At 64.7% G+C, this 25,610-nt stretch carries 22 protein-coding genes and 2 tRNA genes; 8 read left to right on the plus strand and 16 right to left on the minus strand.

What is annotated here, in order from left to right:
• Positions 1–153: 153 nt before the first annotated feature.
• On the minus strand, positions 154–1,344 hold the full coding sequence (locus AC1AXT_RS06790; RefSeq protein ID WP_476540773.1) for a pyridoxal phosphate-dependent aminotransferase: 1,191 nt from the start codon (positions 1,342–1,344) through the stop codon (positions 154–156).
• Between the two features lie 213 nt (positions 1,345–1,557).
• On the opposite strand from AC1AXT_RS06790, the gene AC1AXT_RS06795 reads away from it, so the two are divergent.
• The 3 genes from AC1AXT_RS06795 (at position 1,558) to AC1AXT_RS06805 (ending at position 4,661) form a co-directional block, all read left to right on the plus strand.
• The gene (locus tag AC1AXT_RS06795) at positions 1,558–2,781 is read left to right on the plus strand and encodes a DUF2974 domain-containing protein (protein WP_476540775.1); all 1,224 of its coding nucleotides are present in this window, start codon (positions 1,558–1,560) and stop codon (positions 2,779–2,781) included.
• Positions 2,782–2,963: 182 nt separating this feature from the next.
• The gene (locus AC1AXT_RS06800) at positions 2,964–3,638 is read left to right on the plus strand and encodes a TetR/AcrR family transcriptional regulator (RefSeq protein WP_476540777.1); all 675 of its coding nucleotides are present in this window, start codon (positions 2,964–2,966) and stop codon (positions 3,636–3,638) included.
• Positions 3,639–3,875: 237 nt separating this feature from the next.
• On the plus strand, positions 3,876–4,661 hold the full coding sequence (locus tag AC1AXT_RS06805) for a mechanosensitive ion channel family protein (RefSeq protein ID WP_476540779.1): 786 nt from the start codon (positions 3,876–3,878) through the stop codon (positions 4,659–4,661).
• A gap of 12 nt (positions 4,662–4,673) precedes the next feature.
• Here AC1AXT_RS06805 and AC1AXT_RS06810 read toward each other — a convergent pair whose 3' ends face one another.
• The 7 genes from AC1AXT_RS06810 to murA form a co-directional block, all read right to left on the minus strand.
• Entirely contained in the window at positions 4,674–5,639 is a 966-nt protein-coding gene (locus AC1AXT_RS06810; RefSeq protein WP_476540781.1) for a lysostaphin resistance A-like protein, read from the minus strand.
• Positions 5,640–5,682: 43 nt separating this feature from the next.
• On the minus strand, positions 5,683–6,624 hold the full coding sequence (locus AC1AXT_RS06815; RefSeq protein ID WP_476540783.1) for a DUF4190 domain-containing protein: 942 nt from the start codon (positions 6,622–6,624) through the stop codon (positions 5,683–5,685).
• Between the two features lie 137 nt (positions 6,625–6,761).
• A complete protein-coding gene (locus AC1AXT_RS06820) occupies positions 6,762–7,259 on the minus strand; it encodes a DUF4190 domain-containing protein (protein WP_476540785.1) in 498 nt (165 codons plus the stop codon).
• A 47-nt stretch (positions 7,260–7,306) separates the two neighbouring features.
• Positions 7,307–8,443, minus strand: coding sequence for a D-alanine--D-alanine ligase family protein (locus AC1AXT_RS06825; protein ID WP_476540787.1), 1,137 nt, complete (start codon positions 8,441–8,443; stop codon positions 7,307–7,309).
• A gap of 53 nt (positions 8,444–8,496) precedes the next feature.
• Positions 8,497–9,495, minus strand: coding sequence for an NAD(P)H-dependent glycerol-3-phosphate dehydrogenase (locus tag AC1AXT_RS06830; RefSeq protein WP_476540788.1), 999 nt, complete (start codon positions 9,493–9,495; stop codon positions 8,497–8,499).
• A 131-nt stretch (positions 9,496–9,626) separates the two neighbouring features.
• A complete protein-coding gene (locus AC1AXT_RS06835; protein ID WP_476540790.1) occupies positions 9,627–10,604 on the minus strand; it encodes a lysophospholipid acyltransferase family protein in 978 nt (325 codons plus the stop codon).
• Positions 10,605–10,792: 188 nt separating this feature from the next.
• Complete coding sequence (murA, locus tag AC1AXT_RS06840) at positions 10,793–12,118, minus strand: UDP-N-acetylglucosamine 1-carboxyvinyltransferase (protein ID WP_476540792.1); 1,326 nt, start codon at positions 12,116–12,118, stop codon at positions 10,793–10,795.
• Positions 12,119–12,497: 379 nt separating this feature from the next.
• On the opposite strand from murA, the gene AC1AXT_RS06845 reads away from it, so the two are divergent.
• Positions 12,498–13,835, plus strand: a complete 1,338-nt coding sequence (locus tag AC1AXT_RS06845; RefSeq protein ID WP_476540793.1) for an NAD(P)/FAD-dependent oxidoreductase — start codon at positions 12,498–12,500, stop codon at positions 13,833–13,835.
• 128 nt (positions 13,836–13,963) lie between these two features.
• Here AC1AXT_RS06845 and AC1AXT_RS06850 read toward each other — a convergent pair whose 3' ends face one another.
• Positions 13,964–14,785, minus strand: a complete 822-nt coding sequence (locus tag AC1AXT_RS06850) for an IclR family transcriptional regulator (protein WP_476540795.1) — start codon at positions 14,783–14,785, stop codon at positions 13,964–13,966.
• 287 nt (positions 14,786–15,072) lie between these two features.
• On the opposite strand from AC1AXT_RS06850, the gene leuC reads away from it, so the two are divergent.
• Both leuC and leuD read left to right on the plus strand, forming a co-directional pair.
• On the plus strand, positions 15,073–16,482 hold the full coding sequence (gene leuC, locus AC1AXT_RS06855) for a 3-isopropylmalate dehydratase large subunit (protein ID WP_476540797.1): 1,410 nt from the start codon (positions 15,073–15,075) through the stop codon (positions 16,480–16,482).
• A gap of 52 nt (positions 16,483–16,534) precedes the next feature.
• Positions 16,535–17,215, plus strand: a complete 681-nt coding sequence (gene leuD / locus AC1AXT_RS06860) for a 3-isopropylmalate dehydratase small subunit (protein WP_476540799.1) — start codon at positions 16,535–16,537, stop codon at positions 17,213–17,215.
• Between the two features lie 193 nt (positions 17,216–17,408).
• Here the strand turns inward: leuD and AC1AXT_RS06865 are convergent, their stop codons facing one another.
• The 6 genes from AC1AXT_RS06865 to AC1AXT_RS06890 form a co-directional block, all read right to left on the minus strand.
• Positions 17,409–18,731 carry a metallophosphoesterase gene (locus AC1AXT_RS06865; protein ID WP_476540801.1) on the minus strand — a complete coding sequence of 441 codons (1,323 nt, stop codon included), beginning with the start codon at positions 18,729–18,731 and terminating at the stop codon, positions 17,409–17,411.
• 83 nt (positions 18,732–18,814) lie between these two features.
• Positions 18,815–18,889, minus strand: a tRNA-Gln gene (locus AC1AXT_RS06870).
• 51 nt (positions 18,890–18,940) lie between these two features.
• Positions 18,941–19,013 (minus strand) — tRNA-Glu (locus AC1AXT_RS06875).
• A 79-nt stretch (positions 19,014–19,092) separates the two neighbouring features.
• Positions 19,093–20,640 carry a glutamate--tRNA ligase gene (gene gltX, locus AC1AXT_RS06880; RefSeq protein ID WP_476540884.1) on the minus strand — a complete coding sequence of 516 codons (1,548 nt, stop codon included), beginning with the start codon at positions 20,638–20,640 and terminating at the stop codon, positions 19,093–19,095.
• Positions 20,641–20,859: 219 nt separating this feature from the next.
• Positions 20,860–21,813: a hypothetical protein gene (locus AC1AXT_RS06885; protein ID WP_476540803.1), complete on the minus strand. Its 954-nt coding sequence runs from the start codon at positions 21,811–21,813 to the stop codon at positions 20,860–20,862.
• Positions 21,814–21,997: 184 nt separating this feature from the next.
• A complete protein-coding gene (locus AC1AXT_RS06890; RefSeq protein ID WP_476540804.1) occupies positions 21,998–22,657 on the minus strand; it encodes a histidine phosphatase family protein in 660 nt (219 codons plus the stop codon).
• Between the two features lie 336 nt (positions 22,658–22,993).
• On the opposite strand from AC1AXT_RS06890, the gene AC1AXT_RS06895 reads away from it, so the two are divergent.
• Entirely contained in the window at positions 22,994–24,430 is a 1,437-nt protein-coding gene (locus AC1AXT_RS06895) for an MFS transporter (RefSeq protein WP_476540806.1), read from the plus strand.
• A gap of 24 nt (positions 24,431–24,454) precedes the next feature.
• On the opposite strand, the gene AC1AXT_RS06900 is transcribed toward AC1AXT_RS06895, so the two are convergent.
• Positions 24,455–25,012: a GtrA family protein gene (locus AC1AXT_RS06900; protein ID WP_476540808.1), complete on the minus strand. Its 558-nt coding sequence runs from the start codon at positions 25,010–25,012 to the stop codon at positions 24,455–24,457.
• 131 nt (positions 25,013–25,143) lie between these two features.
• Between AC1AXT_RS06900 and AC1AXT_RS06905 the strand changes: the two genes are divergently transcribed.
• A complete protein-coding gene (locus tag AC1AXT_RS06905; protein ID WP_476540810.1) occupies positions 25,144–25,488 on the plus strand; it encodes a tautomerase family protein in 345 nt (114 codons plus the stop codon).
• Positions 25,489–25,610 lie beyond the last annotated feature (122 nt).

The raw sequence follows: 25,610 nt of genomic DNA on the forward strand, positions 1-25,610 counted from the left end.
TTCGGGCGTTTTGTTCCACAGTGCCACATCCGCCCGGTCGGGCATCCCGTCCCAGGGCCCGGTTCCAGCAACCACTGCCCCGGTTCCGGGGGCATCCAGCTCCAACAGCCCTGCCCCTTTCACTGGCAACCATCCCAGCCGGTTCCCGGCGGATCAGTTGCGGTACGTCTCCCGCACAAACCGCTCAAGCCGCTCCATGCCCGCGCGCACCTTGTCGGTCTCAAGGCAGTACGAAATGCGCAGGTAGCCGGGCATGCCGAAGCTGTCGGACGGCACCATGAACAGGTCGTAGCCCATCGCCTTCTCGCAGAACGCCTTCGCGTCCTCCTCGAGCGCCTTCGGGAAAATATAGAAGGTGCCGCCGGGCCGCACGACGTCGAACCCGAGCCGCACGAGCGTGTCGTAGATGACGTTCATGTTCGTTTCGTACACCGACAGGTCGCTGGTCTCCTCCAGCGCGCGCGCCACGGCCAGCTGCATCGTCGACGTCGGGCAGTTGTGCCCGATCGTGCGGCTGATCTGCGCGAACATCGGCACGAGGATGTCGGCTCCGGCGGCGCGCGGGTTGACGGCGACGTAGCCGATGCGCTCGCCGGGAATGGACAGCGACTTCGAGAACGAATAGCACGTCAGCGTGTTGTCGTAGAACTTCGCCGGGTACGCCTGGCTGTCCCCGTCGAACACGATTTCGCGGTACGGCTCGTCGCTGACGAGGAAAATCTCATGCCCGTACTCCTCCTGCTTGGCTTGCAGCAGCGCGGCGAGCCGTTCCAGCGTCGCCGCCGAGTAGACGGCGCCGGACGGGTTGTTCGGCGTGTTGATGAGCACGGCGGCGACGTTCGGCGTCAGCGCGGCCTCGAGCGCGGCGAAGTCGATCTGGAACGCTTCGGTATCCGGCGGCACGACGGTCAGCTTCGCGCCGGTGCCCCCGACGTACGGCTGGTATTCGGGGAAGTACGGCGCGAACGTCACCACTTCGCTGCCCGGCACCGTCACCGCGCGCAGCGCGTGCGCGAGCGCGCCGGTCGCGCCGGAAACGGGGAAGATATGCCGCGCTTCGTAGTCCATGCCGAAGCGCTGGTTGAGGCTGGCGGCAATCGCCTCGCGCACCTCTTCGATGCCGACGGACGGCGAGTAGCCGTGCAGCGCCATCGGGTCGCGCTCGGCGTACAGCGACGTGACGGCGTCGTCGAAGCTCCGCGGCGCCGGCACGCTGGGATTGCCCAGCGAGAAATCGAAGACGTTCTCGTCGCCTACCTGCGCGCGCCGCTGCGTCGCCCGTTCGGAAATCGAGCGGATCACCGATTTCTCCGCCAGCATGTCCCTATACGTTTCGTTGATCATCGCGTCCCTCCGCTCTCGTTGGCATGCGCCGCGTGGCCTGCTATGCACCAATCTAAACGCCACGGTGAACGCCGCGGCGTCCGGCCGCGCATACGGCGCGGCCACCGCAACGCGGCACCGCCGTCCGACCGCCCGACCCGCCCATCTCGCCCGGCACTAGAATGGAACGAAGGCCGTCACAGGGGCGGCGCAGGACTTACGGGGGACTCGGCAATGGACACCATCGCTACCTATGCGCGCACGGAGCGGCGAACGTTCGCCGAATTCCCGTTCCATGCGCCCGATGCGCTGGTGTATGCGCTGCTGTCGTACGACCAGTTCCCGCCGATCGTGCCGCAGTTGCCGGACGTCGAGCGGCGCTACGGCACGCTCGGCCGTCGCCTGAAGGCGTTTTCGCTGCGCCATCCGCTCGCGTCGGCGAAGGCGCTGGCACACGCGCCGTACGACGGCGCGACGCTCGCCGAAGCCGAGGAATGGTACCGCGCGCAGCCGGACGATTCGTCCAGCAAGGCCGCCGGCTTCATCAACCCGAAGATAACGCACGATTTCTTCCGCGCCGCCGCTTCGAATCCAAGATTCGCGGATTCGCAGATGAACGCCGCGCTGGAAATCTTCAGCGCCGACCAGCAGACGCAGTTCGCGGCCGTTACGTTCCGCCTTCCCGACGGCACGCTGGTCGTCGCGTTCCGCGGCACCGACGATACGCTCGTCGGCTGGCGCGAGGATTTCAACATGGCGTACCAGTACCCGGTGCCGGCGCAGCGTACGGCGGCGGACTATCTGGAGAAGATTGGCCGGCTGTGGGACGGCCCGCTGATCCTGACCGGCCATTCCAAGGGCGGCAATCTCGCCGTCTACGCGGCGATGAACGCGCCGGACGACATCCAGGACCGCATCGAGCAGATCTATTCGATGGACGGACCGGGTTTCCAGCAGAACGTCATCGAAAGCTACGAATACAGCGCCATCGCCGACCGGATCACGAAGGTCGTGCCGGAACTGTCGATCATCGGCATGCTGCTCAAGGCGCCCCCGTCCGAACGGCGCATCGTCGTGACGTCGCAGGCCGATGGCGTCATGCAGCATTCGGGGTATACGTGGCAGATGGACGGCGACCGGTTCCATACCGTCCCCGACATCGCGCCCAGCTCGCGCACGTTCAACGAAGCCGTCAACGAATGGCTGGCCGGCATGAGCCAGCGCCAGCGGGAACACGCCGTCACCGCGCTGTTCCGCATCCTTGAGTCCAGCGGCCATGCGAATGTTTCCGAGATCATGCATGCCGGCCCCGGCATCATACCGGACATCGTGGGCAGCTACGTGGGCCTGAGCGGGGAGGACCGCAAGTACATCAACCAGGCCATACGCATGCTGGCATCCGCGGCCTTTGCGCACAATCCGCCGCGGGCGCAATCTGTGCAGATGGAAGGCGAATAAACTTGAAGGCAAGAATAATCGGATTGGGGACTACGTACGGGCCACACCTTCGGGGCTAGGGAGGCCGGCAGCCGCCGCGCCGTACCAAAAGGTTGGACCGTACGGAACGTAGACTGAAAAGCAATGCCGCCGCGCAGGCGTTCTACGCACAACGCCGGGTGGCTGTTATCGAGGAGTACACAATGCCTAGACCACGCCGCGATTCGGAAATCCTTCCGGCGAAGGAACGGCTGGAGAACGCTTTCTGGGAGCTGCTGGAAGAGCGCGAATACAACAAGATCACCGTTACGGACGTCGTCCACCAAGCCGATGTGAACCGCAATTCCTTCTATTACCATTACTCGGGATTGCCTGAGCTGGCCGATTCCGCCATCCTGCACGAAGTGCAGTGCATGCCGATGCCCGACATCCCCGACGTCGGCGTCGACCCGGATGAGGAATGGGTCAAGTACTGCACGCAGCTGCTGCAGGACAGCGACCAGCGCCAGCGCCTGTCGCGCCTCGCGCTCGTCGCGGGACCGCACAGCGCCCCTGAACTGCAGGAGTCGCTGTACGATTTCACGCGCATGACGCTCATGAGCCTGCTCGACATCGACCCGGCGCAGATGAGCCTGAAGACGATGCTGATACTCAACTTCACCGTCGGCGGCCTGATGGCGATCCTGCAGATGTGGCCGGAGCTTGAAGCGACCATTTCCATCGACGACCTGCTCAGCGAGGACCTCGCCGTGCTGGCGATGGGCATCTACCTGTCGATGTCGAAGGAAAACATGGTCGCCTACTGGCACCGCATCTTCAACAGCGACCGCCCCCGCCACTCCAGCGCCTTCGCCCTAGCCCACTCCGAAATCGCCTAACAATAAAAACTCCACTCCCGCCCACAAGGACGCCACTCCCGCTGGCGTCCGCCGCTGGAATATGCAAACGCGAAAAGCGTTTGCGGCCTTGTTCGGGAGTCGCTGAGAGCGAGCGAAGCGACGCTCGAAGCGGTGGGTGGTCGCGAACCGGCGCAAGCCGGTTCGCAATCCCGGGAGCAAGGCGACTCCCCCGCCCCCCAGTCTTATTTCTAGGGGCATCCCCTACACTCATGTCCCATGCAGCAACTCCTCGAAACCTTCCGCGACTTCCTGCAGAACAATGCCGGCAAAATCATCTGGCTGCTCATCGTCGCCGCGTGCGCGGCGGTGCTTGCCAAGGCGCTGGCGTCGATCCTGCGCAGGGTGCTGAGAAAGGCCGGCATTCCCAACGTCTCGCTGTTCGTCAACATCATGCGCGTGCTGGTATGGACGCTGGCGATTACGCTGGTGCTGCAGCCGGTGTTCGGCATCAACCCCACCACGGTGTTCACCGCGCTCGGCATTGGAGGCCTGGCCATTTCCCTCGGCCTCAAAGACTGGATTTCCAACATCGTCTCCGGCTTCGACCTCATGGCCGGCAAGGTCATCATGCCCGGCGACGTCGTCAACGTGTCCGGCATGACCGGCGTCGTCAAGGACATCACCTGGCGGCAGACCATCGTGCAGTCGCGTTCCGGCGACACCGTCATCATCCCCAATTCGGTGCTGGCCACCACGGCGCTGGAGAAGCTCAACCCCGCTTCCGAAGGGCTCGTCAAGGTGCCGTTCACCGCGAAGGCCGGCGTCGATACGCACGAATTGACGAAAACGCTCGTCTCCGTCGTCGACGACAAGTGCGCCAAGGTGCTCAACCCCAAGCAGCCGCCGGTCGTGAAATTCAACGGCGTGACGCCGTACGGCATGTCCGGGGAGATCTTCGCCTACGCCCGCGAAGGCATCGCGCTGTCATCGGTCGCCGATGCCGTCACGCGCGCCATTGCCGGTTGCGACCTGCTCGAGCAGCGCGCCGCAACCGGCCAATGAGCTTTGGCGCATTCAGCTGAGGTATAGGTTGGCGAACATCAGGAGCACGCAGATCGCCGTGTAGACGATGACGCCGGCATTGCCATACATCGCCACGCCGCCCTTGCCACGAGGCAACTGGCACGGAGCGGCATAGAACGTCGCCCTGCGCCAGCGCACGATGAGCAGCACGATGCCCGCGATGACGGCGGCCAGCAACGCCAGCACGTACACGAGCGAGAGCAGGAACGCCGGATTGCCATAGGCCCCGGCAATCAGTTCGCCGTTATCGTCGGTCTGTGCCTGCACGCATGTCAGCGCGGCCGGGGAAAGGGTGCCGCCCACGAAATTCATGGCCGCATGCAGCCCGACCGAATACCACATGTTGCTCGTGCGCACGTAGACATAGGCCAGCAGCAGCCCGGTGCCGAACGTGTAGAACGCCTGGTACAGGTTGGCGTGGAACAGCGCGAATGCCAGCGCCGAGAACACGATTGCCGTCTTCTCGCCGAATACGCGCGCACGGGAAACCAGGCATTTGCGGAAAATGAACTCTTCCCCTATCGGCGCCACGATGACGGCGAACACCAGGTCGGCCCATACGCTGTTTCCGACAAGGTCATCAATCGGATTCTCCGATTCGCCGGAACTGAAGAAGGCCGCCAGCGAACTGCCCAGCAGCGAACCGATATACATGACGGCGATCATGATCAGGAAAATCGCGAACAGGTCCCGCAAACGCATGGGCAGGCGCCTGGTCTCAACAGGCCGCACTCCCGACAACGTCAGCAGCGCCAGCGGCAACGCAATGCCATAGAGCGGGACGTCGTTCAGCAGGAACGTCACCCAGGCATTTGCGTATACGCCGTCGGAGACGATGATCCTGACGACGCTGCAGATGATGATCGCCGTGACGTTCCATACCACGATCAGCACGCACAATGCGGCCCCAAGCCGCGAATACCGGCTTCTGGCCGCTTTGAGCCACGGATTGGCCATGGGCTGCGGAGCATAGGGATACGGCATCGGCCGGTTCCAGCCGTCAGGACGCCAGCTCGTAGGAAGTCTCCTCGCTGCCGGTTCCGGAAGAAATGCCGTCGAAAGAGTCCGGCGTGTTTTCGTCGGCCTGATAGGTCTCGTCGAGCAGCGTCTTGCCTCCGGCCCCCAGGAACTGCACGTGGATCTTCGTCGTGCCTACGCCGCCTTCCAGATTGGCATCGATCGTTTTGGCGAATACCGGCAGCACTTCGCCGAACCCCTGGGCAATGTAGTCCATCGACGTACCGGCATCGTCGAGATCGTCGATATCCTCGAAGCGGTAGATCATCGTCAGCGTATTGCCCTGCACGTTCACCGTCGAATCCTCGGCAGCCGAGCCCAGCGTATCCATGAGCTCGTCGACGGCTTCCTGCTGTTCAGGGGAATTGAAGTAGTCCTCCACCGTGGCGTACAGGCCGTCCTCATTCGGCTGGCCGTCGGTCGCCTGGGCCGAACTGGTCTGCTGGTCGTTGGAGTACTGGACGAGGGCGGCCACGCCGGCAGTGCCAGCCACGACGAGCACAATGGCGAGAATCACCGACGCCACCATTTCGACGGCGCTGATGATGATGCCGGCAAGCGCCAGGCCGCGGCCCTTTTCGCCCGACTTCTTGACCTGCGTATAACCGACGATGCTCAGCGCCAGGCCGACGATCGCCACGAAGAACGAGCAGACGAAACCGGCGATGGCCATGCCGTTCCAGCGCGGCTCGGGCTGCGCGTAGGCCGGCGCGTACTGCGGCTGCGCAGGGGGTTGTCCGTAGGGAGCCTGCCCATACGGCGCCTGGCCGTACTGCGGCTGTTCATAGGGCGACTGGCTGTACTGGGGCTGTTCGTATGGCGTTTGCGCATACTGCTGCGCATACGGGTCGCCAGCCTGCTGCGGCGTCGTTGGCGCAATGCCGTAGGAATCCTGCGGCGCTTGCTGTCCATTGGGATCTGCCATGGGTTCTCCTTGATCTGTAGGTCCCACCATGCCGGTTCTCTCATTTCCGGCGGTGGTCCTAGTCTAGCGGAAACCCAACCGTGCCTGAACGGGGCATCCTGACAGGCGGCCGCACGCGCCTGCCAGGATGGCGCGCCTTAGAAGAACATCGGGATGAACGCGATGGCCGAATCGACGTAGTCCATGTAGCTGGAATAGCCGGTGGCCATCAGCGCGATGGAGCCGATCATTTCGACCGCGGCGATGATGATGCCGGCAATGGCCAGGCCCTTGCCCTTCTCCTTCGTCTTGTTCACCTGCGTCAGGCCGATGATGCTCAGGATCAGGCCGATGATGGCGATGAAGAACGAGCAGACGAAGCCGGCGATCGCCATGCCGTTCCAGCGTTCCGGATGCTGCGGCGTGGCATAGGACGAATAGTCCGGCGTTGCGGGCGGCATCTGCTGGGCGTAGGGGTTCGACTGGTACTGCGGCTGCTGATACGCGCCCTGCTGCGCATACGGATCGCCCTGATACTGCGGCTGCTGGTAGCCCTGCTGGGCGTACGGATCACCCTGGTACTGCGGCTGGGCGGCCGGCTGCTGGTACTGCGGAACCTGTCCGTTGGCATAGTTCGGATCGTTGGGATTGGACATCGTTGTTTCCTTCTGGTCGGTGCTTCTAGTCTGTAGTGGTCCGGCGCCTATTCGGCGACGCCGTCGATCAGCGTGCCGATAAGTTCTGAATAGGGCAGCCCGGTGGCCTCCCAAGCCTTAGGATACATCGAAATGGAGGTGAATCCCGGCATCGTATTGATTTCGTTGACCAGCACGTCGCCGTCGGGCGTCACGAACGTGTCGACGCGGCTCAAGCCGGCGCCGTCAACGGCACGGAACGCATCGATGGCCGTCTGGCGCACCTTGGCAAGCAATTCGTCGGGCAGCGCGGCCGGCACTTCCACGTGGCTGGCGGAAGCGTCCATGTACTTGCTGTCGAAATCGTAGAACTGGTCGTCGCCTTCATTGCGCCGGTCCAGCACGATTTCGCCGGGCCACGCGGCCTGCGGCTCTCCGGTCGGTTCGGCGCACAGCACGGCGCATTCGATTTCGCGTGCGTCGACGCCCTGCTCGACCAGCACGCGCCAGTCGTGGCGCGCGGCTTCGGCGACGGCGGCAGCCAGTTCAGCGGCGTCCTGCGGGCGCTCGACCTTCGTCACGCCGAAGCTCGAGCCGGCGCGCGACGGCTTGACGAACAGCGGGTAGCGCAGCCCGGCTTCGTCGATTCTGGCCAGGATTTCCGGAGCGGCGGCAGCGAAACCGTCCGCGGCGTCGTACAGGCGCGTATCGAGCGTGATGCCCGGCGCTACCGGAATGCCGGCGGCGGCCAGCAGCGTCTTCGTATAGTGCTTGTCCATGCTGGCGGCGGACGCGAGCACGCCGCAGCCAACGTAGGGCACGCCGAGCATTTCGAATACGCCCTGGATCGTGCCGTCTTCCCCGTACGGGCCGTGCAGCACCGGCAGCACGGCGTCGATGGCGCCCAGCGACTCGAGGGTGCCGTCTTCGTTCACGGCAAGGAAGCCTTCGCGGCCGCGCGCGAAGTCCACGACGACGTTGCGCGAGCCGGGCACCGCCTCGACGGTCGGCAGCCCGTGTTCCAGGTCCCATCCGCGCGGATCGGCGCCATCGGTAATCCACTGGCCGCTCTTCGTAATGCCGATCAGCACCGGCTCGAAACGCTCGGGGTCGAGGGCCCTGAGCACGCTGGCCGCGGAAATGCAGGAAATGGAATGTTCATCGGCCTTGCCGCCATAAAACACGGCTACGCGCTTTTTCGCCATAGTTTCCTCACCTTGGGAATATTCGGTTGCTACCCGACAGTGTAGCGCGCACGCTACTCCTCGATGATGCCTTCTGGGAAGAGCTCGCCGAGCATCTGCTTGCAGGAGATGCCGTCGGCAAGCACATGCGTCATCGCCACCGCCAGCGGCGTAGGCACATGGTAGCGTTCGCCCAGCGCCACGACGGCCGAAGCGGTGGCGACGCCTTCCGCTACGCCATTGGACGCCTTGGTGGCTTCCTCGACGCTCATGCCCTTGCCGAGGTTGGCGCCGAACGTGAAGTTGCGCGACAGCGGCGAGCCGCAGGTGGCGATCAGGTCGCCCACGCCGGCCAGCCCCATGAAGGTGCGCGGGCTGGCGCCGGCTGCTTCGCCGACGGCCGTCAGCTCGGCCAGGCCGCGCGTTTCGATCATCGCGGCCGTGTTCTCGCCATAGCCGGCGCCATGCGCCATGCCCACGGCCAGCGCGACGACGTTCTTCAGGGACCCGCACATCTCCAGGCCGATGACGTCGCTGGTCACGACGGCCTTGAAGTAGTCGGTCGTGCACAGCTTCGCCACCTTGTACGCGTTGTCGATGTCGGTGCAGCCCACGACGGTGGCCGCCGGCTGGCGTTCGGCGACCTGCTTGGAGAGGTTGGGGCCCGAAATGGCCAGGAAACGGTCCGGCTCGAGGCCGAGCGCTTCCTGCACAACCTGATCCATGCGCTTGCCGGTGGCCTTTTCGATGCCCTTCATCAGCGAGACGACGAGCGCGGTTTCGCCGATCAGCCCCTTGAACTGCTCGAGCGCTTCGCGGGCGTGCTGCGCGGCGATGGCCACCACGACGACCTCGGCGTCCTTCACCGCTTCGGCGCGGTCGCCGGTGGCGGTCATGTTCGCCGGCAGTTCCTTGACGACGGGCAGCCGCACCGGGTTGCAGTGCTTGTTCTTGATGTCGTCGACGATTTCCGGCTCGATCGCCCACATCGTCACGTCGTTGCCGGCGTCGGCCAGGACCTGCCCGAACGCGGTGCCCCATGCGCCCGCCCCGAGGACCGTCACATTCGCCATAGCTGTTCTCCTTACGTTCTTGCGTTCGCTACGTTCGTTGTTCGCGCCGCCGCTTCCGGTACGTCCGGCAACGGCGGCCAGAATCCAAGATTCGGCAATCTGGAATCCAGGATTCAGCGCTGCCCGCCATTCTAGGCGCGGCCGTTTTCCTTCACCGCGGCGGCGATGTCGGCCTTGACCTGGTCGGTCAGGCGCGCGTCGACCTCGGCCGGCGTTTCGTACGGGTCGGCTTCCGGCACTTCCTTCATCAGCCGGTAGTCGAAGAAGCCGTCGGGAGCGGGGATGCCGCGGATGTACGACATGATCTCCTTCATGCGGATGCGCACGCGCCTGGCGAGTTCGTCGGCGTAGGCCATCGGCGGCTCCTCGCCCCAGCTGTCCGCGTCGGCCAGCAGGTCGGAGTAGTCGAGCGGCTTGTCGAAGCACATGACGACGTTCTTGCGCGGCCATGGCCACAGCTGGTTGATGCTGGCGGCGCCCCACGTCACCGAGCAGTGCAGCGGAATCTGGCGTCCCAGCCGGCGCGAGGCTTCCAGCGCGATGTAGCCGACGCCGTTCTTCATGCTCATCGGCCACTTCTTTGGATCGCGGGTCACGGTGCCTTCCGGCCAGATCGTCAGCGGGCGGCCGGCGGTGAGGATGTCGATGGACGTTTCCTCGATGGCGCGCGCCTGGCCGCTATGGCGCTTGACGGGCTGCATGCCGACGGCCTGGAACCATTTGCCGATGAGCGGCCACTTCGCCATCTCGGCCTTCGCCATGTAGCGCGGGCGGCGCCCCATGTGGAATTGCGCGCACATCGGCACGAACACGTCGAACTGCGTGACGTGCGTGGCGGCGCAGATGTACTGTCCGGTCGCCGGAATGTTGTCGAGCCCCCACGCGTACGGCTTGCAGCGGTTGCGCAACACCCAGCTGCAGCCTTCGAGCAGCCGGTGCGTCACCTTGGGGTTCTGCTCCTTGATTTCCTGTTCGTTCGGCTCGCGCCTGCCGGTAGGGAATGGCCGCGTCGGATCGACCAGATGGTGTTCGCGGCCCAGTTTCGCCAGCTGTTCGTCGCTGAGGGGCTTGACGGCCGAGCGCGGAGACGGTTTTCCTTTGGAAGTCATGCCCCCATTGTGCCCCAACAGCCCTACCAACAGTGCGCCGCAAGAAAAAAACGGGCCGCCCTTCACGGGCAGCCCGTATCAACGCATGGCGCATGCAAGGCGCACGATGCCGTGCCGTCACCGGCGCGGCCGGCAGCGTAGCGTTACCGGACCGGACGGCGACTTGCCATCACCGGCCGGCGCCACGGTCAGTCGACGTCGGCGTCGAGCGCGGCGAGCTTGCCGCGGAAATCGGCGTAGCCGCGGTCGATCAGCGAAATGCCGTGCACGTTGCTGGGGCCCTGGGCCGCCAGCGCCGCAATCAGGTGGCTGAAGCCGCCGCGCAGGTCCGGCACGTCGATGTCGCGCCCGGTCAGCGGCGTGGGGCCGAAGATGACGGCCGAATGCTTGTAGTTGCGCTGCTGGAAGCGGCACGGCAGCGAGCCAAGGCATTCGCGGTACAGCTGGATCGTCGCGCCCATCTCCACAAGCGGCTTGGTGAAGCCGAAGCGGTTTTCGTACACGGTCTCGTGCACGATCGACAGGCCGTTGGCCTGCGTCAGCGCCACGACGAGCGGCTGCTGCCAGTCGGTCATGAAGCCGGGGTGCACGTCGGTTTCGATGGCCACGGGCTTCAGGTCGCCGCCCGGGTGCCAGAAGCGGATGCCCTTGTCGGTGATGTCGAATTCGCCGCCGATCTTGCGGAATACGTTGAGGAACGTCATCATTTCCGGCTGCGTGGCGCCCTTGACGAAAATGTCGCCATGGGTGGCGAGCGCCGCGGAAGCCCACGAAGCGGCCTCGATGCGGTCGGTCAGCGCCGTATGCGTGTAGCCCTTGAGCTCCTTGACGCCTTCGATGCGGAACGTGCGGTCGACGTCGACGGAAATGATCGCGCCCATCTTCTGCAGCACGGCGACCAGGTCCATGATTTCCGGCTCGGTGGCCGCGCCGGACAGCTCGGTCTTGCCTTCGGCGAGCACGGCGGCGAGCAGCGTCTGCTCGGTCGCGCCGACCGACGGGTAGGGCAGGTGGATCTTGGCGCCATGCAGGCCGTTCGGCGCCGTGATGTGGATGCCGTCCTGATGTTCCTTGTCGACGTTGGCGCCGAGCTTGCGCAGCGTTTCCAGATGGAAGTCGATGGGGCGGCCGCCGATGTTGCAGCCGCCGAGCGCGGGGATGAACGCCTCCCCCAGGCGGTGCAGCAGCGGGCCCGAGAACAGGATCGGAATGCGGGAGGAACCGGAGAGCGTATCCACGTCCGCGACGTCGGCGAGCTGGACGTTGGTGGCGTCGATCGTCACGATGCCGGCGTCGCCGTCGACCGTCACGTCCACGCCGTGCAGCCGCAGCAGGTCCGAAACGACATGGACATCGCGGATTTCCGGTACGTTCTTGAGCACCGACGTGCCCGGGGCCAGAAGGGCGGCCACCATCGCCTTGCTGACGAAATTCTTCGCGCCGCGCACCTTGATGGTGCCGTTCAGCGGCTTGCCTCCCTCAACGTGCAGCACATCGTTCTTGTTTTCAGCCACAGTTGGCAACCTCTTTCACCGTAACGTTTTGGCCGCGCCCTGCAGAAAACGGGCGCCGTGTCCCAAGCTTGCAATGGTATCTAACGGTATCTAACAATCCCGCATGCAATTCTATTTCTAGGCAGTGCCAAACCTCAAGATTCTCCACGCACCGCTCCCCTTACGTTCCGCACGGCATGCAGCAGGCCGCCATATGCAGCCGGAGCATTGCCAGCCGTGCTAGGAAAATGCGGTATCGGCCCGTTTCAAACCCCCTACAGTACAGACAACGTCATCCGCTCCCCTGCCCGCGAAATGGGCCCGGCCGGCCCCGGCGGCGATTCTACTATCCAATTAGGAACGTTTTGGCATCCACCCCTCACCCGCAAAGGAGCTTTCCATGACCACTGTCGCCGTCATCGGCTGCACGCACGCCGGCACATTCGCCACCACTTCGATCCTCGCCGAACATCCCGATTGGGACGTCCACGTCTTCGAACGCAACGCCACCGTATCCTTCCTGTCGTGCGGCATCGCGCTGTGGGCTGGCGACCACGTTTCCGACCCCAAGCGCATGTTCTATTCGTCGCCGGCGGCGCTGGAAGAGGCCGGTGCGCACATGCACATGCGCACCGACGTCACCGACGTCGACATCGCCGGCAAGTCGCTGACGTACCGCGACCTGGAAAGCGGCGACGTCAAGGCGCTGCCGTTCGACAAGCTCGTCGTCACGACCGGCTCGCGCCCGGTCGTCCCGTCGATTCCCGGCATCCATTCCGACCGCGTCCAGCCGTGCAAGAACTGGGACGACGCCGTGCGCATCAAGGAACGCGTATCCGGCGCCGACTCGGCGATCGTCATCGGCGCCGGCTATATCGGCGCGGAGCTGGCCGAGCAGTTTAGCGAATCGGGCATCGCGACGACGCTGATCGACGGCCTCGACCGCGTCCTCGCCAACAATTTCGACAAGCCGATCACCGATATCGTCGAGCAGCGCTTCGCCGACCATGGCGTCACGCTGGCCCTCGGCCAGAAGGTCACGGCGTTCCGCGACAACCCGGACGGCTCCGTCACCGTCGTCACCGAAGCGGGCGAATACACGGCCGCGTTCGCCATCCTGGCGATGGGCTTCCTGCCGAACAACGACCTGGTGCGCGGCCAGCTCGATACGCTGCCCAACGGCGCCATCATCGTCGACGAATACATGCAGGCGTCGGTCCCGGACGTCTATGCCGCCGGCGACTCGGCCACCGTGCTCTACAACCCCACCGGCAAGCACGACTACATCCCGCTGGCCACCAACGCCGTGCGCCAGGGCCTGCTGGTCGGCAAGAACATCGCCGGGCCGGCCGTCAAGTACATGGGCACGCAGGCCACTAGCGCCGTGCAGCTCTACGATTTGTCGCTGGCCGCTTCCGGCTGCACCGAAGGCGGCGCCGAACGCCGCGGCCTCGACTTCCGTTCGACGTCGCTGACCGAAGACTACCGCCCCGATTTCATGCTTACGACTGCGCCGGTTACGTCGATCCTGACCTGGGATCCGTCCACGCGCCTGGTCAAGGGCGCCCAGTTCTGCTCCACCGTCGACGTTTCCGGCGCGGCCAACGTCGTGTCCGTGGCAATCCAGGCCGGCTTCACCATCGACCAGCTCGCCAACGTCGACTTCCTGTTCCAGCCCAATTTCGACAAGCCGGTCTACTACGTCGGCGCCGTCGCCATGAAGGCCGCCGCCGAATAATCGCAACAAGATTCACCCGCCTCCTGCGTTGCGTACGCAGTGTATATGGAAAACGCCAGGCGGCTCCGGTCTTTCCTGCCGGAGCCGCCTGGCGTTTCTGTATAGGATTCGCGATTCGCGAACCGCGCTTAGCGGCCGACGCTCGCCTTGATCAGCGCATCGGTCAGGTACTTGCCGGCGCCCATGACCAGCGGCGCGTAGCGGCGGCCTGGATTGGCGCCCATGCGGCCCGAGGGGCCGGAGATGGAAATGGCCGCGATGACCTGGCCGGAAGCGTTGCGGATCGGTGCGGAAATGGAGCACACGCCCTCGTCGCGCTCGTTGATCGACTCCGCCCAGCCGCGCTTGCGCACGGCGGCCAGCTTCGCCGCGGTGAACTTGGCATGGCGCAGGCCCTGGTGCAAGCGCTCGGAATCCTCCCACGCCAGCAGGATCTGGGCAGCCGAACCGGCTTCCATCGACAGCATCGCGCCCACCGGAATGGAATCGCGCAGGCCGCTGGCCCGCTCCACCGAAGCGATGCATACGCGCTGCTCGCCCTGGCGACGGTAGATCTGCGCGGATTCGCCAGTGCGGTCGAGCAGCGTCTGCAGGATCGGGCCAGCTGCGGCCAGCAGGCGGTCCTCGCCCGCTGCGGCGGCCAGTTCGGCGAAGCGGGAGCCGAGCACGAAGCGTCCATGCTGGTCGCGCAGCACGAAACGATGGCGTTCCAGGGCGATGGCCAGACGGTGAGCCGTCGGACGCGCCAGACCGGTGGCGGCCACGAGCTGGCCCAGCGTCGCCGGACCCGATTCAAGGGCGTCCAGGATTTTCACCGTTTTATCGAGCACACCGACACCCGAGTGGATTTCGTTGTCCGCCATCATATGGGCGTCGTTCTTGGAAGTACCGGAAGGCGAAGCGTCGGAAGGCAGCTTCGAGACTTCAGCGTTCAGCGTAGTTGTTGTCATACGCACGATTATTGCATCTCAAATACTGAAACGCAAAATGGCGTTTTGACATTCATCGTTTATGAAGCGCTTCAAAAGCATTGAAATCAGGGCGGTAAACCTTTTTTGGAACCCTTGCATCCGCGTTGCGAATCACCATGAAATCTCCTCATCTCACATTGCGGCACTTACTGACGGACCCCTTCAGCAACCTCCTAGATTGGTTTGCACGACACAATGCAGCGTTAGCTGTATGCAAGGAATGAACCGGTCCGCATCGAGCGCGGACGATATTGGAGGTTGCGGCAATGGGAAAAACGCTGGCCGAGAAAGTCTGGGCCGATCATCTGGTGCGTCAGGGAAGCGACGGCGAACCGGACCTGCTGTACATCGATCTGATGCTGATGCATGAGGTGACGAGCCCGCAGGCCTTCGACGGGCTGCGGCTCGCCGGCCGCAAGCCACGGCACCTCGACCAGCTGATCGCCACCGAGGACCACAACACCCCCACCGTCGACATCGACCGGCCGAACCCCGACGAAACGTCGGCGCTGCAGCTGACGACGCTGGAGAAGAACTGCAAGGAGTTCGGCGTGCGGCTGCATCCGCTTGGCGATGCCGACCAGGGCATCGTCCACGCCTTCGCCCCGGTGCTGGGGCTCACGCAGCCGGGCATGACGATTGTCTGCGGCGATTCGCACACGTCGACCCACGGCGCCTTCGGCGCCTTGGCCTTCGGCATCGGCACCTCCGAAGTGGAGCACGTCATGGCCACGCAGACGCTGAGCCTCAAGCCGTTCAAGACGATGGCCGTCAACGTCGAGGGCGAACTGCCCGAAGGCGTCGGCGCGAAGGACATCATCCTGGCGATCATCGCCAAGATCGGCACCGGCGGCGGCCAGGGCTACGTCATCGAATACCGCGGCGAAGCCATCGAGAAGCTGTCGATGGACGCGCGCATGACGATCTGCAACATGTCCATCGAGGCGGGCGCCCGCGCCGGCATGATCGCGCCGGACGAAACGACGTTCGAATACCTCAAGGGACGCCCCCATGCTCCCGAAGGCGAGCTGTGGGACCAGGCCGTCACCTACTGGCGCACGCTGAAGACCGACGACGATGCCACGTTCGATGCCGAGGTCACGATCCACGCCGACGAGCTCGAGCCCTACGTCACCTGGGGCACCAACCCGGGCCAGGGCGCCCCGATTTCGGCCAAGGTTCCCGACCCGGCCAGCTTCTCCGACGCCACCGAGCGGGCGGCCGCCGAACGCGCCGTGGACTACATGGGCCTGGAACCCGGCACGAACATCAAGGACATCCCGATCGACACGGTGTTCATCGGCTCGTGCACGAACGGCCGCATCGAGGACCTGCGTGCGGCCGCCGCCATCATGAAGGGACACCATAAGGCCGATTCGATTCACCGCGTGCTCGTCGTGCCGGCATCCTCGCGCATCCGCCTGCAGGCCGAGGCCGAGGGCCTTGACCGCATCTTCAAGGACTTCGGCGCTGAATGGCGCAATGCCGGCTGCTCGATGTGCCTGGGCATGAACCCCGACAAGCTCGTCGAGCATGAACGCTCCATCTCCACGTCGAACCGCAATTTCGAGGGACGCCAGGGCAAGGGGTCGCGCACCCATCTGGCATCGCCGGCCGTGGCCGCCGCCACGGCGATCCGAGGCACCATTTCGTCGCCGGCCGACCTCGTGGACTGAAGGCCCACGCTACAAGGCTTCAACCGCACCGCTGTTAAGGACAAGGTAATCCATGGAAAAACTCACTACGCTCACCGGCACCGGCGTCCCGCTGCGCCGCTCCAACGTCGACACCGACCAGATCATCCCGGCCGTGTTCCTCAAGCGCGTTTCGCGTTCCGGCTTCGAGGACGCGCTGTTCTACGCCTGGCGCCGCGACCCGGATTTCGTGCTCAACAAGCCCGAATACGCAGACGGCAAGATCCTCGTGGCCGGCACCGACTTCGGCATCGGCAGCTCGCGCGAACACGCGGTATGGGCGCTGCATGACTACGGCTTCCGCGTCGTCATCGCCCCCAAGTTCGCCGACATCTTCTACGGCAACACCGCGAAGAACGGCGTGCTGGCCGCCATCATGCCACAGGAATCCATCGAGCTGCTGTGGAAGCTGCTGGAAGAGGAGCCGGGCCGGCAGATGACCGTCGATCTGGAAAGCCGCACCGTCACCTGCGGCGAAGTCACGCTGCCGTTCGAAGTCGGCGACTACGTGCGCTGGCGCCTGATGAACGGCTACGACGACATCGACCTGACGCTGCAGCATGAGGACGACATCGTCGCCTATGAGAAGATGCGCGCCGAACGCTTCCCGTTCAAGCCGAAGACGATTCCCGCAAAGAACGAGCCGGAAGCGGCCATCGCCAGCGCCCGCGAACCGGAGGAGACCGCCTGGGCTGGTCCTCTGGCCGACCGCTAGACTGGAAGGCGGCATACGCCACCCGCCCCACGGGGATGCAGGCAGCTACACTCGCCGGCATCATACGGCCCGTAAGCGGGAGCGGATGCCGGCACTATCAATCTCAACCGCGTCCCGCCGTGCGCCACCACAGCACGGCGGGACGCACTGCATTCAGGCGCTAGCCTCGCGGCACGGCCAAGCCACGGCCGACTTACCGCTGCAGAATGCGGTCCAGCAGCCGCGACCACCAGCTGGGACGGTGCAGCAGGTCGACGCCTTCGCTTTCGGCCTTGGAAGCCGCCGTCATGCCATACGCATAGGCCTTCTTGGAACTGGGCTTGCCGACCAGCTCGCCGAATTCCAGCAGCTGGGTGCGCGGCGCAAACGGATGGCGGATATCGAACTCGAACAGCCTGGCCGCGCGCTTGGCAGGAACGGGTCCATAGGAATTGAAGCCGGCGGTCGGCGTTTCGATGAGCTTGATGCCGTCCACCGTCCCGGAGAACGCGTTGCGGTGGTCGTGGCCGACGGCCACGGCGAAATAGGCCCCGGTCTCCTCCAGCGCAGCGAACTCGCCGCTGTCATGGTCGGGGCAGCTGATGCCTTCGCCGGCGTAGCTGCCGGGATCCGCCTTGTCCTCATCCAGCGCATAGTACTGACCCGCGAACATGCGGTAGCCCTCGATGGCGTGGGCGGCCGTGGGCGCCACCTGCTTGAGCAGCTGGTAGAACTGCGGCAGTGCCGTGTGCTGGAACACTATCGACTTCGCCTGCGAACCGAATTTCGCCGGCACCTTGCGCAGGAACTCCAGCGCCCTGGGCGACGGGCTGCCATAGCCGCCCGCACGCGCATAGTCGCCCGAATCCACGAGCACGATGCCGATGACGGCGTGCTTATGGTCGACGTCGGACACCGGCAGCGCGAACGTCCCCGGCTCGCAGGCATACACGTACTGGTCGGGCAGCGCCTTGCACACCTCGAATTCCATCAGGTCGCTGCCGCACAGCGAGGCATCCCCGTTCAGGCACCCTTCGAACTCGCGGTAGATGGAGTCCAGCTCGGCGTTATCGAGCCCGCATTGGAAATCGTGGTTGCCGTAGGTCACTGCCCACGGAACGCCGGCTTCAATAAGCGGGGCCACCATGCGGGCAATCTGGGCACGGACCGTCTGCCGCGTTCTTTCCAGATCGGCCTCGACGGCCGCAGCCGGCGCGCCAGCCATCGGCGACTGCCACCGGCGCTTGCGGTAGGTCGCTTCATAGGCCGGATCGTACCCGGCAATCTGGTTGCCGGTAAATACCACGAGGTCGGGCCGGGCGGCCTCAAGCGCCGCCTCGATCAGCCGCAGCGAATCCTTGGCCGGCTTGGGGCCGTCCTGCAGGTCGGCGAATTGCAGTACGCGGAATTTCCCGGAGTGATGGAACTGGAGCCGGCCTAGCCGCGCCGACACCGAAAGCGGTCGGCGTTGCCCCTCTTTATCCCGCGGCGACGGGTGGATGCCGTGCGTAGGATGGCCATGCTCGTGTTCAGTCATACTTCAACGATAAACCAAGTTGAGCCGGCCCGGCGCAAGGCACGGCGCAGAACGAAAAAACCCTCGCTTTCGCGAGGGTTCCTTGGCTGGGATGCCTGGACTCGAACCAAGAATGGCTGAACCAGAATCAGCTGTGTTGCCAATTACACCACATCCCAATTTTGGCAGGCTCTCGAAGTCAGCGCAGAATTGCGCTCACCCGAGCGTCGTACCTCCAACCGGATTTGAACCGGTGTTGGCGCCGTGAGAGGGCGTAGTCCTAGACCGCTAGACGATGGAGGCCTTTGTGTTACTTGCTTGAAGCAACAGATAGAAAATATACCCGGCTCCATCGTCTCCGTCAACTATCGGCGTGTCGCGCTCAGCCCTTGATCTCGTCGAGGTGTGCGCGCAGGTTCTTCAGACGCGCCATCGTCACCGGCTTGCCGACGATTTCCATCGATTCAAACAGCGGCGGCGACACGCGGCGCCCAGACATGGCGACGCGTACCGGGCCGAACGCCAGGCGCGGCTTATAGCCGCCCTCTTCCACCAGCGCCTTGTTGAGCGTGTCATGGAGCATGTCGGTGGCCCAGTCGGCCTCGTCGACGGCGTCGAGCGCCTGCACGGCCATGTCGAGCACGTCGCCCGCGGATTCCTTGAGCTGTTTGGTCGCATCCTTGTCCGGCTCGATGTATTCCTCCGCGCTCAGCAGCGAGCCGGCCATGCCGGCCACTTCGCCCAGCAGGCGCACGCGCGGCTGCACGAGCGGCGCGGCCGCCGTCAGCACCTCGCGTTCACGGTCAGTCAGGCCGTCCCACGTTTCGGCCGACACGACGCCCTCGCGGAACATGTACGGCACGGAACGCTCGAGGAAGTCCTGCGGGTCGAGCTGGCGGATGTGCTCGGCGTTGATTGAAATGGCCTTGTCAAGGTCGAAGTGGGCCGGGTTCGCCTTGACGTTACGCACGTCGAACGCCTCGACCATTTCGTCCATCGAGAAGATGTCGTTGTCCGGCGCGATGGACCACCCCAGCAGCGCCAGGTAGTTGAGCAGGCCTTCCTTGATGAAGCCATGCTCGCGGTGCAGGAACAGGTTCGACTCGGGGTCGCGCTTGGAAAGCTTCTTGTTGCCCTGGCCCATGACGTACGGCATGTGGCCGAACACCGGCACCGTTTCGGCCAGCCCGAGCTCCATCAGGTAGCGGTAGAGCACGATCTGGCGCGGGGTGGAGCTGAGCAGGTCCTCGCCGCGCAGGACGACGTTGATGCGCATCAGAGCGTCGTCGACCGGGTTGGTCAGCGTATAGAGCGGATCGCCGTTGGGGCGCACGATGACGTAGTCCGGCACCGAACCGGCCTTGAACTCGATGCGGCCGCGGATCAGGTCGTCGAACACGATGTCCTCGTCGGGCATGCGGATGCGGATCGCCGGCTTGCGCCCTTCGGCGCGGAAGGCCGCCTTCTGCTCCTCGGTGAGATTGCGGTCGTAGCCGTCGTAGCCGAACTCCTTCGGACGCCCGGCGGCGACGTTGCGTTCGGCGATCTCCTCCGGCGTCGAGAAGGATTCGTAGGCATAGCCGGCTTCCAGCAGCTTGGCGGCGGCGTCCTTGTAGATGTCGCTGCGCTGCGACTGGCGGTACGGGCCGTCGGGACCGCCAACGTCGATGCCCTCGTCCCAGTCGAGGCCCAGCCACGTCAGCGCGTCGATGATCTGGTGGTAGCTTTCCTCGGAATCGCGCTGCGCGTCGGTGTCCTCGATGCGGAACACGAACGTGCCGCCGGTATGGCGCGCTTCGGCCCAGTTGAACAGGGCGGTGCGCACCATGCCGACGTGCGGCGTGCCGGTCGGCGACGGGCAGAAACGCACGCGCACCTTATCGGGCAGCGCGGGCTTATCGGACGTTTCAATGGGGGCATTTTCAGCCATTGCGGCATGGTCTTCACTCATGCCCACCATTGTTCCGCGCAACCGGGACGTGCCCAGACACCGTTACGGCAGCCGTGGCAGCCCCCCTAGCCGCTCAACGGGGCACCCGGATGAGGTAGCCGCGCGTCTACGCACGCCCGGGAAGCATTCTCCCCGGCTACGACCCTGAAGCTATCCGGCAAAATAGCCACGCGCGCCCGGGCACCTCCCCGGGAACCGCTACAGCTCGACTTCCTCCTTCGTCGGGTCGTCCTTGACGTGCGCGAATTTCGCGGCGAGCGCCTCCTTGTTCTTGCGCTCGTCCTCGGCCTTGGCATCCGCCTTGGCCTTCGCCGGGTCCCACAGCACGTCCGCACGGTGCCGCTTCCACTCGCCGGCCGCCAGCGGCGCGAGCGCTTCGGCGAGCACCAGCACGCGCTCGTCGTCGGCATAGCCGCCATTGGGGGTGTCATAGGCGCCAGCCACGCCGCGCAGCTGCGCCGCCGTGGCATACACGCGCGGAATGGCCAGCCGCTCGGCCAGCTCGTTGGCGAACAGCACTAGCGGCCGCGCCATGCGTTCCATCGCCGCGTTGCGCTCGGTGTCCGCCCCGCCGATCTGCGGCCCATGGTCCGGCAGCTTCGTGGCCAGCAACGCCAGCAAATCGTCGAGTTCGGCGACCATGACGGCGAAGCGGCCGGCAATCGACGCTTCATCGGAACCCGTCAGCCAATGCGGATCGGCGCCGATCCGGCGCTGCGTTTCGTTCTCCCACTCCTGCGCGCGCGAGCCCATCGCGGCAGCCGTACCGTCGTCCCAGCCGGCATCCAGCGTTTCCGCGGCTTCCTCGAGCAGCGCCACGTCCTGCGTTTCACTGAAGCTATCGATGGCGTCGTAGGCATCGTTGGCTGCCAGCAGCGCGTCGACGACCTTCTGGTCGCAACCGGGAATCGACTCGGCGCCTTCATACACGTATTCGGCGTCCGCGGTGCGCACGTCGGTGCCGGCCATCAGCCCGGCGAGCGCCTGCGTAATCCGCACCTGCAGGTTCTCCGCGTACTTCGCGTCGTTGTCCATCCGCTGGGCATCGGACAGCGGCCACAGCGCCAGCAGCTCGGCACCTTCCTGTGCCGCCTGCTTCACGCGCGGCACCGCCGCCACTTGCTCTACCGTCTTGCCTGCTTCGAATGCCATCTATGCTCCTTTGCTTTGCCCGTTTGCCGCACTGCTTGCCGCCTCGATATCACGCCGGCTGCCTGACCGTCTGGGCGCCCGGTTCCCGCAGCGCCCGCTTTCGGCGGCAACCCGCCACGCCCGGCTTGCGGCCACGACCATGGCGCCGTCTATGCGCCAACGGCGCCCTGCCATCTGCCTAGCGCTACTCTATACCTTTCGCCGGGTCGACATAGGTAATCGACAGCAGCCTGCGCGTATCGGAATCGAACGTGAACGACGTAATCGAGGCCAGCGCCGTCTTGCGTAGCAGCATGTTGTGCTCCGGGTGCCCGGTTTCCATCAGGTGCCTGAACGACCAGATCGGCGATTCGTGCGAGACGACGATGATCTGCTCGCCCGGGTACCGCCCGACCATGTCGAGCGTGAAGTCGCGCACGCGCCGCGCAATCGACTGGTAGCTTTCCCCCCAGCTCGGCTTCCAGAGATTCGACACGAGCTTCCAGTTGCCGTTCTTCCACAGCGCCCCCTCGCCGTAGCCGATGCGCTTGCCGCGGAATTCGTTGCCGGCTTCGATGACGCGTTCGTCGGTCATCAGTTCCAGCGCAGGCTGTCCCTCTTCCTTGCGGTGCCGGTTCAGCGCATCGAGGATTTCGCCGGCCGTTTCGCGGGTGCGTTCCAGCGGCGACGAATAGACGGCGACGGCCGTATTGAGCTGCGGGCTTTCGGCGATGTACCGCGCCGTCGCCTGCGCCATGCGCCGGCCGGCTTCGGAAAGGTGGAAGCCAGAAAGCCGCTCATACAGCAGGTGCCCCGGGTTCTCCACCTTGCCGTGGCGTACGAAATTCACCGTTGTCGCGCTCATCGTCACTCCTCGCTGCCGGCCGGTCCGGCTCCCTCGCGTTGGCAATCCGCCTTCCATTCTCGTATACAAGATTGACCGGCGCCCCGCTTTCCGCCCGACGCCAACGGGAGCGCTTAAGCCACTGAAATTTCAGTTACACAGATTTAATCTTCGCGTCGACGGAATCTTGATTCCTTCCCGCGTGTCGAGAGGGTACCCGCTCCTAAAGTGGCATCTGTTTTCAAACGGCGGCATGCGGAGCCAACGGGGTAGGCCGCAGCCGCTGCCCCACCATTTGCCAGCCCGCTGTGCGCGTAGCAGCGGGAGGCCCGACCGCGAGCAGGAAGGAGCGGCCCCATGACCTCGAAGGTCCTCGCCGGCATCAAGGATGTCGGCCACCGCGTATTCGGCGGATATGCCCAGCTATTGAAAATCCCCCACACGGCCCGCTTTACCATCGGCGCGGTCATCGCATGCATGCCCTATCCGATGGTCGGCATGACCATTACGATCGCCGTGCAGCACTATTACGGCAACTATTCGCTGGCCGGCTTGCTGACGGCCATCCAGGCGATTGCCGGCGCCGTCCTCGGGCCCGTCTTCGGCATACTGGTCGACCGTTTCGGCCAGCGGCGCGTGTCGATTCCGATCATCTGCGTATGGATGGTGGCGGCCTGCGCGATGGTCACCTGCATTAAGGCCACCGTCGCGCCGTGGATCCTCGTGTGCATCGTGCCGTTCATGGCGTTCACCCCGCCGTGGGGCGCGATGAGCCGCGCCCGCTGGACGAATCTGCTGGGCCACGACCGCGAAGGCGTCAACCGCGCAATGAGCCTGTGCGGCGTGTTCGACGAGGCCATGTGGGTCATCGGCAATCCGCTGGCGTCCACGCTTGCCGTCATCTCCGGCGTGCTGGCGTTCTCGTTCACCGGGGTGTGCGTCATCATCGGCGCGCTGATGTTCCTCACCTGCGTGTCGACGGAGCCGGAGAGCCAGACCGAGCTTGCGCAGGCCGAAGGGCTGACGCGCCGCGAATTCCGCGCCCGCGAAGACCTCAAGGCGCGCACGATGCGCGCGCAGACGGCGGCAGCCGACGCCCGCAAGCACGCCGAAGCCGAAGGCATGGACGCCGCCGCGCAGGAAGCGGCCGCCACGCACGCCTACGACGATGCGATGGCAGGCAAGAAGGAATCGATCTGGAGCCCGGGCCTCATCGCCGTATGCGTCACCTGGTTCGGGCTGGGCGCGTTCCAGTCGGCCGCCAGCATCTCGATCATCGCGTTCGCCACCGAAGCGAACATGAAGTCGTACACCGGCTTCGTGTTCGCCTGCTTCTCGATCAGCTCGCTGACCGGCGCGCTGCTCTATGGCGCGAAGAACTGGACGATTCCGCTGTGGAAGCGCTTCTACTTCTGCCTGACGGTGCTGAACGTCGGCATCGGCGCGTTCCTGTTCGCCCGGCACCTGTGGGTCATCATGATCATCTACCTGATCATCGGCGTATGCCAGGCGCCGACGTGGATCAACGGCAACCAGCTGATGCTGCACCTGGTGCCGCAGTCGCGGTTCACCGAAGGCATGGCATGGATGGGCGCGATGAACTCCATCGGCGGTTCGGCCGGCTCGGCCATTGCCGGCGTGTTCATCGACCGCGCCGGCTCCCATGGCGGCTTTGCCGTTGTCACGGCGTTGGCGCTCGTTTCGCTGGCCATTGCGTTCTGCGGCATCAAGCAGATCAAGACCAGCACGGAAACGCCGGTGCTGACCGAAATAAGCGCCGACGGGTCACGCTGACGCACTGCCAGTCCTTCGGGGTCGTCAGTGCCAGCCCTTCGGGGTGTGCTCGATGGACCACATGCCCAGCTTGTGCGAGAAGCTGTGCTCCCACTTGAGCTCGCATTCCTCCTCGGAAAGGCGCTTGTCTTCGCGGCGGAACCGGTTCATCAGCGGGGTATGGGTGTCATCGAGCAGCCACTTGCGGATGATGAAGTTCCATATCGCGACGACGACGGTGGCGACGATCTTGCCGAGGTTCGTGCGGAACAGGTATTCGATGTGCTGCGAGTAGTAGGCATCCTTGTTCATGCCGTAGGTCGACAGCCAGATGATGGCGTCGTTCATCAGCAGGCCGACCACGGCCGAGAACAGGAAGATCACCATTTCCATCCAGCGGGCCATGTCCGGCCGGTGATGGAACACGAACCGCATGCTGGCGAAGTAGTTGAACACCAGCGACACGGTAAACGAAATGGTGCTCGCCAGCACGTTGTGCATATGGAAAAGGCCGACGAGGAGATTGAGGGCGCCGAAATCGATGAGGGCCGCGATAATGCCCACGACGCCGAACTTGAGGATCTGCTCAATCAGTTTTTTCACAACAATCCATTTAACCTCCAACCGCCTACACTGGAGTATGAGCCGGCCCTGGCCCGCGCAACGGGGCGCCTGCCCGCAGGCGCCCGCACGGGAGGGGACGCCGGATTTACCCATCTATCACAGGAGGAACGATGCCGGTAATCTTCACCCATACTTCCGAAGAACTGTCGCTGGAGCAGCGCGAAGCGTTGAAGGCTGCCTATGGCCGCGCCATCACCGCCGTGCCGGGCAAGACGGAACGCTGGCTGATGTGCCCGTTCGATTCGATGCCGATCTACTACGGGGGCGACGATATGGCGCCGAGCGCCTACATCGAGGTCAACGTATTCGGCAGCAGCGTGCCGCGCGACGCGTGGGAAAAGCTGACGACGGACATCATGGCCGCGCTCAAGCAGGAGACGGACATCCCCAACGACCGCACGTACATCCGCTACACGGCTACGCCGGACTGGGGCTGGAACGGCTCCAACTTCTAACCGCTACCCCACCGGAACCCTCGGGAGACAAGCCGCGGCTATTGCTGCCAACTCCTCTCTCTCCCTTATCGGACCCCTTGACGCCCCTGTCGTTGGTCTTGTTCAAGACCCAGCGGCAGGGG

The sequence above is a fragment of the Bifidobacterium sp. LH_450 genome (genome assembly GCF_056356715.1).